The organism is Flavobacteriales bacterium (assembly GCA_021296215.1).
Taxonomy (GTDB): domain Bacteria; phylum Bacteroidota; class Bacteroidia; order Flavobacteriales; family ECT2AJA-044; genus ECT2AJA-044.
This window is the reverse complement of record JAGWBA010000088.1, coordinates 1-7,544: the sequence shown is the minus strand read 5'-3', so window position 1 is coordinate 7,544 and position 7,544 is coordinate 1. Positions and strand designations below refer to the sequence as shown.

Annotated in this window: 8 protein-coding genes; 7 read left to right on the top strand and 1 reads right to left on the bottom strand. The window is 48.9% G+C overall.

The genetic code is table 11. From position 1 onward, the window contains the following. Positions 1-58 precede the first annotated feature (58 nt). The 7 genes from J4F31_11325 to J4F31_11295 are packed head-to-tail and all read left to right on the top strand — an operon-like array spanning position 59 to position 7,195. Complete coding sequence (locus J4F31_11325) at positions 59-253, top strand: gliding motility-associated C-terminal domain-containing protein (protein MCE2497147.1); 195 nt, start codon at positions 59-61, stop codon at positions 251-253. Between the two features lie 45 nt (positions 254-298). After that, a complete protein-coding gene (gene guaB, locus J4F31_11320; GenBank protein ID MCE2497146.1) occupies positions 299-1,774 on the top strand; it encodes an IMP dehydrogenase in 1,476 nt (491 codons plus the stop codon). 25 nt (positions 1,775-1,799) lie between these two features. Continuing rightward, positions 1,800-3,740, top strand: coding sequence for a peptidylprolyl isomerase (locus J4F31_11315; protein MCE2497145.1), 1,941 nt, complete (start codon positions 1,800-1,802; stop codon positions 3,738-3,740). Further along, positions 3,740-4,597, top strand: coding sequence for a hypothetical protein (locus tag J4F31_11310; GenBank protein MCE2497144.1), 858 nt, complete (start codon positions 3,740-3,742; stop codon positions 4,595-4,597). The genes J4F31_11315 and J4F31_11310 overlap by 1 nt, the downstream gene beginning before the upstream one ends. Continuing rightward, positions 4,575-5,939 carry a peptidylprolyl isomerase gene (locus J4F31_11305; protein MCE2497143.1) on the top strand — a complete coding sequence of 455 codons (1,365 nt, stop codon included), beginning with the start codon at positions 4,575-4,577 and terminating at the stop codon, positions 5,937-5,939. The genes J4F31_11310 and J4F31_11305 overlap by 23 nt, the downstream gene beginning before the upstream one ends. 2 nt (positions 5,940-5,941) lie before the next feature. Beyond that, positions 5,942-6,904, top strand: coding sequence for a MoxR family ATPase (locus J4F31_11300; GenBank protein MCE2497142.1), 963 nt, complete (start codon positions 5,942-5,944; stop codon positions 6,902-6,904). Positions 6,905-6,949: 45 nt separating this feature from the next. Further along, the gene (locus J4F31_11295) at positions 6,950-7,195 is read left to right on the top strand and encodes a hypothetical protein (protein MCE2497141.1); all 246 of its coding nucleotides are present in this window, start codon (positions 6,950-6,952) and stop codon (positions 7,193-7,195) included. Positions 7,196-7,378: 183 nt separating this feature from the next. Here the strand turns inward: J4F31_11295 and J4F31_11290 are convergent. Continuing rightward, on the bottom strand, positions 7,379-7,544 hold a 166-nt coding region (locus J4F31_11290; protein MCE2497140.1), incomplete at its 5' end, for an ATP-binding protein.

The following is a 7,544-nucleotide window of genomic DNA, read 5'->3' as shown; positions in this document are numbered from 1 at the left end:
ATTTTGTAATCGCTGAGTTTGCTATATTTTACAGGCATTACAGAACAAATCTATCCAATTGTTCCGGTCTTATGCCTTATTTATTTACGATCGGTGGGGAGGTTTGATCTTTGAGTCGACCGATCCACAGATTGGATGGGACGGCACATTCGATGGAGAAGAATTGCCTATGGGCATTTACCCATGCTCAATTGAGTACACCTTTGACGGTCAGGTGTTTAGAAAGGCAGGGGCGCTTACGCTGATTCGCTGATGAATTCGTATCTTTGTGTGCAATTTAATCAATTGCGGCTCCATCATGTCTTTACTGAATTCAAACAACTTTATAGGCGAAGGACTTACCTACGACGATGTGTTGTTGGTACCGAACTACTCTGAAGTTCTTCCGCGCGAGGTGCAGATCAGCACCAAGTTCACGAGAAGTATCAATCTGAATATTCCGATCGTATCGGCAGCGATGGATACGGTTACCGAATCGCAAATGGCCATCGCTATGGCTCGTGAAGGTGGAATTGGTGTGTTGCACAAGAACATGACCATCGAGGATCAAGCCCGTGAGGTGAAAAAGGTTAAACGTGCAGAAAGCGGAATGATCTTGGGCCCCGTAACGTTGGGTGCGGATGCATTGGTGATCGACGCCAAGAACATGATGCGCGAATACAGCATTGGTGGGATTCCGGTCGTAGACGACGAGTTGAAGCTCGTAGGAATCGTGACGAACCGCGACCTGCGTTTCGAAAAGAACGATTCGCGTCCCGTTGCCGAAGTCATGACCAGTCGGGGATTGGTAACTACCACTGAAAACACCTCACTCGAACAGGCTGAAGGGATCTTACAGGAGCACAAGATCGAAAAGCTTCCCGTGGTTAATAAGGAGGGTAAGCTTACCGGGCTTATCACGTATAAAGACATTATCAAGCAAAAAGACCAACCCAATTCAAGTAAAGACGAATTTGGAAGGTTGCGTGTAGCCGCCGGTGTTGGAGTTACCGGGGATGTGCCGGACCGAGTTCAGGCTTTGGTTAACAATAATGTCGATGCCGTAGTCGTGGACACAGCTCACGGGCATACCAAAGGCGTAATGCTCGTTGTTAAAGAGATCAAAAAGGCTTTTTCGGACCTCGATATCGTCGTGGGTAATATAGCCACTGCTGACGCCGCGAAGTTCTTGGTCGACGCTGGGGCAGATGCTGTCAAAGTGGGAATTGGTCCGGGATCCATTTGTACTACCCGCGTAGTTGCGGGAGTCGGTGTACCTCAATTGACTGCGGTGAACACCGTAGCTACCGCCATCAAAGGAAGCGGTGTACCCGTGATCGCCGACGGAGGAATTCGCTACACAGGTGATATCGTAAAGGCACTGGCCGGTGGCGCTCATACGGTAATGCTTGGGTCTCTGTTGGCAGGAACCGAAGAGTCACCTGGCGAAACCGTCATCTACGAAGGACGTCGATTCAAAACCTATCGAGGAATGGGCTCTGTGGACGCAATGAGTGCCGGGTCGAAAGATCGCTACTTCCAGGACGCGGAAGACGACATTAAAAAATTAGTTCCAGAAGGAATCGTTGGCCGTGTGCCTTATAAAGGTTCTTTGAACGAAGTGATGTATCAATTCGTCGGAGGACTTCGTGCCGGAATGGGTTATAGCGGGGCTAAAGACCTCGAGACCCTTCGCGAAACGGTCAAATTCGTTAAGATCACCGCTGCAGGTGTACAGGAAAGTCATCCACACAATGTAGCTATCACACGCGAAGCACCTAATTACAGTCGTTAAACCTTAAACAAATACAAGAAAGAAGATGAAGCAACTCGTTGCACTAGTATTGATTTTTGTCGTCGGAACCTCGTTTGCACAAAACGATTCGTTGTTAATGATCTTGGAAGGAGACAGTATATACCTCTCTGAATTCGAGTACGTATTCAACAAGAATAGGAATACACCTACCGCAGAAATTAAGACTCCAGAAGAATACCTCGACCTATTCATCAATTTCAAACTTAAGGTGAAGGCGGCCGAGGATGCGGGCTTGGATACTATGCCCCGTTTTCAGCGCGAGCTTCGTGGATACCGCAAGGATCTCGCAAGGCCTTACCTGAACGATGCCGAAGTAACGGAGGCTCTGGTGGACGAGGCATTTGATCGCCTTCAAACCGAGGTGCGTGCACGACACATCCTTTTTAGTGTGGAAGAAAACGCATCTCCGGCCGATACACTACGAGTGTACAATCAGGCCGTAGAGATTCGCAAAAGAATTTTAGCGGGTACCGATTTTGAGGAAATGGCACATCGATACAGCCAGGATTCATCAGTAACAGACAATATGGGTGACCTAGGTTATTTCACCGCCTTGTACATGATCTATCCATTTGAGACTGCCGCTTACAGCACGGAAGTTGGCGAAGTGAGCATGCCGGTTCGTACGCGTTTCGGGTATCACTTGATCGAAGTTACCGGGCGTCGCCCGGCTCGTGGACAGCGCAAAGTAGCCCACATCCTCATCAAAGTTGAAGAAGGAGCGGATTCTGCAACATGGAGCAGTGCCATGAGCAAAGCTCATGAGGTGTATCAAAAAGCGCAGGAAGGGGAGAACTTCGGCAATTTGGCCATGCAGTATTCAGACGATAAAAGCACTGTGAGTGTAGGAGGAGAGCTCCGTTGGTTCGGTTCAGGTGTGATGGTTGAAGAATTTGAAGAAGGTGCTTTCGCGTTGGACACCATAGGGCAAGTAAGTAGACCCATCAAGACTCAGTTCGGCTACCACTTGATCAAACTCCTCGATATCAAAGGACCACCAAGCCGAGAGGAAGATGAGTTCGAAGTACGTCGTAAGATCAATGGAGACATGCGTGCGCAAAAGAGCCAGGATGTCGTAATCGACCGCCTTAAGGAAGAGTATGATCCGGTTGTGAACGCAAAGAACCTGAAAGTATTCGACAAGTTGGTAGATCAATCGTTTTATCGCCAGTCTTGGCAACCCGAAACCATGGACGGATATACTCGTCCGGTGCTGACCTTTGGAGATACAGTGATCGTACAAATGCACTTTGCACAGTACCTAGGAAAGTACCAGTATGCGAACAGCATCAACCAAGACAAGGAGGCCATGCTCAAGGAGGCCTTCGATCAGTTCGTTGATAAGGCCTTATTGGCTTATGAGGATAACCACCTCGAAGAAAAGTATCCGGATTTCCGCCGTTTGTATAAGGAGTACCGCGATGGAATTCTACTTTTCGAGCTAATGGATGACGAAGTTTGGTCCAAGGCAGTAAAGGATACCCTTGGTTTAGAGGAGTTCTACGAGGCCAACAAGACCAACAAGACCAAGTACATGTGGCCTAAGCGCGCTCGTGTTCGCATCCATACCGCGAACGACGAAAAAGTCGCCGAGCGCATGCTCAAGTACTTGAGCAAAGGAAAAGACAGCGATTTCATTGCCGGAAAGCTCAATGCGGATAGTGAGCTTCCTTATCAAGTGGAAGACGGAGTGTACACCAGTGCCGAATTCCCTGGAGACGAAGAAGATTGGAAACTCGGATTCAGCACTATTAAGAAGACCGATAAAGGCTACCAAGTCATCGAAGTACTCGAAATCATGGAGCCCATGCCTAAAGAGCTGAGCGAGTCCAGAGGGATCATCATTTCCGATTATCAGAATCAACTCGAAGCTGAGTGGATCAAAAGCCTTCGGGCGAAATACGCTTATGAGGTTTACCCCACAGTATTGGAACAAGTCCAGTAATGTGTAAGCAATCGGTCCTCATACTAGTTTCAATAATCTCATTGGCCTTGAGCTCGTGCACGCTTTTTCAGGGTACCGATCACTCGGATGCCGTAGCGAGGGTTGGAGATGAATACCTGTTGAGGTCCGAACTGGAGTCGGTTTTGGGGGAGAACCTATCCGAGGAGGATAGCGCTTCGATCGCGTACAACTACATCTACAATTGGGCGCGAAAGAGATTGGCGCTTCAAAAGGCCGAATTGAACCTCAGTGAGAACGAAAAGGATGTGGACCGACTGGTCGAAGAGTATCGCAACAGCCTGGTTCGATCGCTGTACGAGAAAAAACTCATCGCAGAATATCTCGATACCAATATTACCGAAGCTCAGGTTAACGAGTACTACGAGCAAAACAGCGATAATTTCGAGCTGAAAGAAAATATCGTTCGCGTGGAGTACTACAAATTCGACCCCGCCACCCCGCGACTCTCTGATTTCCGCCGATGGTTCCGATCCGGCCGAGAGGCCGAAATCGAAAAACGCCAACAATTCGCGCTCGACTTCGCACAGGAGCGGTATATGAGCGACAGCATATGGATCTCGTTCATGGATCTCGTGACGCGTGTGCCGCTGCAAACCTACAATCAAGAGCAGTTTTTAAGGAGCAACGAATACGTTGAGATCGAGGATTCTACGGCGGTCTACTTCATACACTTGCTCGACTTCAAAATGACCGATAATTACTCGCCGCTCGAATACGTGCGACCCACGATTAAGAACATTATCTTGCACCAGCGCAAACTCAACCTAATAAAAGAGATGGAAAATCGTTTATACGAAGACGCGCAGAAAAGGAATGAGTTTGAGATCTACGAATAAGTTTTTATCCCTCTTGATTTTTATTGCGGCCTCAACGGCCGGAATGACACAACCGACGGGCGAGGTCATCGACCAGGTTGTAGCCGTGATCGGCGGGTATAAGGTGTTGCGATCCGATGTCGAATCGCAGTATATACAGTACGAACAGCAAGGCGTGGCCGGACCGGGCCTCAATAAATGCCAGGTCTTTGAGGATCTTATGTTCGAGAAATTGCTTTTGAACCAAGCCGAGATCGATTCCGTTGAAGTGACCGATGAGCAAGTCAAAAGCGAAATGGATCGCCGGATGTCGATGCTCGAAGCGCAGATCGGTGGAATCCAGAAGCTCGAGGAATTCTACGGACAATCGGTTGTGGAGATCAAAGAAGAAATGCGCAGTTCCATGCGGGCTCAAATGACCGCTCAGCGAATGCAACAAGAAGTGGTAGGGGAAATCGAAGTAACTCCGGCCGAGGTGCGCAGGTTCTTTAGGGACATTCCGCACGATAGCCTGCCTTTGATCAATTCGGAGGTCGAAGTCGCACAGATCGTGAAGTTCCCGGAGGTTCGCGAAGAAGCTAAGACCGCTGCGATGGAAGAGTTACGCGGTATCAAGAAAAGGATCGAAGAGGGCTCCAAGTTCTCGACCATGGCCATCCTGTATTCGGAGGATCCGGGTTCCTCAAAGAACGGTGGACTTTACGAAGGGGTTAAGCGCGGTCAATTCGTCAAAGAATTCGAGGGAGTGGCTTTCGCACTTCAACCGGGTGAAATCAGTGATGTATTTGAAACGCAATTCGGATATCACATTTGTCAGCTCGAGGCCAAAAGAGGTCAGGAGATCGATGTGCGCCATATCCTCATCGTTCCGAAGATCACACCCGACGATTTGCAGGAAGCTCAGAACTTTTTGGATAGCCTGAAGTTGATCATAAGCGACGGTATTTTGACCTTCGAAGAAGCTGCCATGGAGTACTCGGACGATAAGAATACCCGAAACAACGGAGGTATCATGGTGAATCCGGCAACTGCCGATACTAAGTTCGAGATCTCCGAGCTGGATCGCTCGGTTTACTTTACCATTGAAGAAGTAAACGTAGGGGAGATCGCCGGCCCAATTAACTACCAAACGCCCAACGGACAACAGGGCTTTCGGTTAGTGAGGCTTATTAGCCGTTCTCAACCACACCGCGCCAACCTCAAAGACGATTATCAACGTCTGCAGATGATGGCGAAACAGAAAAAACAGCAGGATATCACAAGTGAATGGGTCGAAGATCGATTGAACGATACCTACATTCGCGTGATGCCAAACAGTTATGAATGCAACTTCCAGTACAACTGGAAAAAGAACGATCTATAAGGATGTCGAATCACTCGGATGTCGCAGCGGTAGACGCTTTGGTCGGCCAGTATGCCGCCCTTAAAAAGGAAATAGGAAAAGTAATCGTAGGGCAAGAAGACGTGGTCCGCGATGTGATCATCAGCATTTTCAGCAAGGGACACTGTCTCTTGGTGGGTGTTCCCGGTCTGGCGAAAACCTTACTAGTCAATACCATTGCTGAAGCATTGGGGCTTTCATTCAACAGAATTCAGTTTACCCCGGATTTGATGCCGAGCGATATCATCGGTAGCGAGATCCTCGGTGAGGATCGCCATTTTAAGTTCGTTAAAGGGCCCCTGTTCGCCAACATCATTTTGGCCGATGAGATCAACCGGACTCCACCAAAAACACAGTCCGCGCTCCTCGAAGCTATGCAAGAGAAGGCCGTGACCGCAGGCGGTCATCGATACGCGTTGCAGGAACCATTCTTTGTATTGGCCACCCAAAACCCGATAGAGCAGGAGGGAACCTATCCATTGCCCGAGGCTCAGCTCGACCGATTCATGTTCAATATTAAAGTCGTTTATCCGAGCTTCGCCGAAGAGGTTCAAATCGTCAAGAATACCACAAGCGACTACAAAGCTGAGGTTGGGCATGTTCTTTCTTCAGAAGATATCCTTAAGATCCAAGATTTGATTCGCCGAATCCCCGTGAGTGACAATGTGCTTGAATATGCCGTTAAACTCGCTAGTAGTACACGTCCCGACGAGGATACGGCCCCGGAAATGATCAAGAAATACCTCAGCTGGGGCGCTGGTCCGCGCGCTTCTCAAAACCTGATCTTGGGAGCAAAAGCACACGCCGCCATTCATGGAAAGTACGCCCCCGACCAGGAAGATGTAAGAGCAGCGGCATTTGCGATTCTACGCCATAGGATCGTGAAGAACTACAAGGCCGAAGCCGAGGGTATTACCGAAGAGCAGATCATTACTTCGCTCTTCTGATAAATCTCATAGTTTAGACTTAACAGGCGCAGTTCCTTTGTCATCATGGAACAGAACCTGCACGAACGATTAAAGGCCCGTTATTACGAGCATCCGGTTATTTGGCCCTTGCTGAAGAAGATGCAAGAGCTGAATAATCGCGCACAGTATCGATGGTATTACCGAAGGCCGGGACACCAGAACCGAGTTTCGGTACGCGAGATCAATATAGAGTTCAATAGTGCTTGCAACCTGCGCTGTAAGTTCTGCGCCTTGGATCATACCAGCCCAAACAAAGTATGTCGCCATTGATCTTGAGAAGGTTTCTCGACCAGTTCCTTTCAGATACTAGATTCCATAGTGTCGAAAAGCTTCAGCTGTACAACGGGGGAGAAACACTCTTACACCCTAAGCGCATAGATATGTTGCGCATTATAAAGGAGTATCGTCTATTGGCTGAGGCCGAGGGAATTCCATTTCCGAAGGTTTCCATGCTCACGAACGGAATGCTTCTCCGCGAGAGTTTAACCCGGTAGACCCCATAATCAGTACGTTCTGGGCTTGGGTGATGTAGTGTCCAGTAGAGAGGCGCTGCACAATGGTTCTATCAAGCCCGCGTTCGGGATGGTAGTCGAGCTGCTCCAGTGAGGCGCTGTAGCGG

Bases quoted from the DNA above. Each gene is read 5' to 3' on its own strand.
- J4F31_11310 (MCE2497144.1), top strand. From the start codon at position 3,740: ATGTGTAAGCAATCGGTCCTCATACTAGTTTCAATAATCTCATTGGCC.
- J4F31_11295 (MCE2497141.1), top strand. From the start codon at position 6,950: ATGGAACAGAACCTGCACGAACGATTAAAGGCCCGTTATTACGAGCAT.
- J4F31_11305 (MCE2497143.1), top strand. From the start codon at position 4,575: ATGAGTTTGAGATCTACGAATAAGTTTTTATCCCTCTTGATTTTTATT.
- J4F31_11300 (MCE2497142.1), top strand. From the start codon at position 5,942: ATGTCGAATCACTCGGATGTCGCAGCGGTAGACGCTTTGGTCGGCCAG.
- J4F31_11315 (MCE2497145.1), top strand. From the start codon at position 1,800: ATGAAGCAACTCGTTGCACTAGTATTGATTTTTGTCGTCGGAACCTCG.
- guaB (MCE2497146.1), top strand. From the start codon at position 299: ATGTCTTTACTGAATTCAAACAACTTTATAGGCGAAGGACTTACCTAC.